At 60.4% G+C, this 1,192-nt stretch carries 1 protein-coding gene; it reads right to left on the reverse strand.

Going from position 1 to position 1,192, the window contains the following annotated elements; translation table 11 throughout:
- Positions 1-609 precede the first annotated feature (609 nt).
- Entirely contained in the window at positions 610-1,089 is a 480-nt protein-coding gene (locus ABZX75_RS34420) for an SSI family serine proteinase inhibitor (protein WP_355418187.1), read from the reverse strand.
- Positions 1,090-1,192: the final 103 nt, after the last annotated feature.

The raw sequence follows: 1,192 nt of genomic DNA on the forward strand, positions 1-1,192 counted from the left end.
GGCGACGACCATCCGTGGCCCAGCCGGGCCGCCGCCCACACCGCAATATTCGAGTGGATCGAACACTCGTACAACTTGCATAGCTGCACAGCAGCCTCGACAACCACCAAACTCCACGACGAGTGGGATTGCCTTCCCCGCCGCTACCTTTCCGTCGAAGCATGAACAGCCTCTATCCGGGCAACCACCTGCCTGCCCGCACCACCGAAAGATCAGCTACGCCAGCACAAGGGACATGCCAGAGGGGACGGGGTGACGCCCTTCGGTGCCTGCCTGCGTAGATGAGTGAGAATGTGCAGGGTCGTCACCGCAGGCGGTCTGCGTTGAGGCTGGTCACGTGCCAGGCTCGGGCCGGGGGCGTGGCCGTTCGCGTGAGTGTGGCCGACGCCCATTCTCGCGGTAGCGGGTAGCAGGGCGTAGGCCCACTACCGAAGGAGTATCCGGTAATGTCATCGAGCGAGCATAACTGCTGGGGGCATATGGGGAATGTTGAGCGAGAGACGTAGTCCAGTCGCGTCTTTTGACCGGCAAGCCGCCGAAGCGTGAGACGCATAGAACTTCAGCACCGCCTCATCGAAGGATTTTTAGCGGGACTGGTCTGACCTCACATCACCGATCCCACTCTGAAAATTTCAGTAGCTTCGAGAACTTGTTCCAGCGATCGATCTCGCAGCCGTTACTCCGGTTAAAGGCGGCATCCACAGACCTGCCCGCCCATCGCCCCGTAACGTGGGCACGCTGCGGACCACCATAGATCATTTCACATACGGCGTCCCGCGGCACAGGCACGAAGGGGTCATCACCCCATGTTGTGGCGCCGTCCAGCTGGTCGCAGACGGCTTGCGGGTCCGCGTATCCGTGACTATGCGCCGGGTGGCAACGGATCTTGTATGTACCGTCGTTGTTCCCGCTGTGGGTGAGTGTGACGATGAGGTGATCCCCTCCTGCAGCGTGAGCCGGCATGACGAGGCTAGCGAGACCACAAGCCAGCACGGCGGCGGCGAACAGTCTAAGACGGTGGAGATGCATTGTGTGCCTCCTGAGCAATAATGCAACAGCCCTCGATCTAATACTGACCGTTCTGCTCATGAATGAACCTTAGAGCTCGTAACACGATCTTGATGGGGCGCTCTGGTCAGCCGTGACCGGTGTGACGATTCGGCCGTTCGTGATGGTGTGAGTACTCGGCCGT

Origin of the sequence: Streptomyces sp. NPDC003038 (genome assembly GCF_040611115.1) — a bacterium.
In the GTDB taxonomy this organism is placed as follows: domain Bacteria; phylum Actinomycetota; class Actinomycetes; order Streptomycetales; family Streptomycetaceae; genus Streptomyces.

Coding starts and splice junctions, on each gene's coding strand:
- ABZX75_RS34420 (WP_355418187.1), bottom strand. CDS start 1,089: ATGAGCAGAACGGTCAGTATTAGATCGAGGGCTGTTGCATTATTGCTC.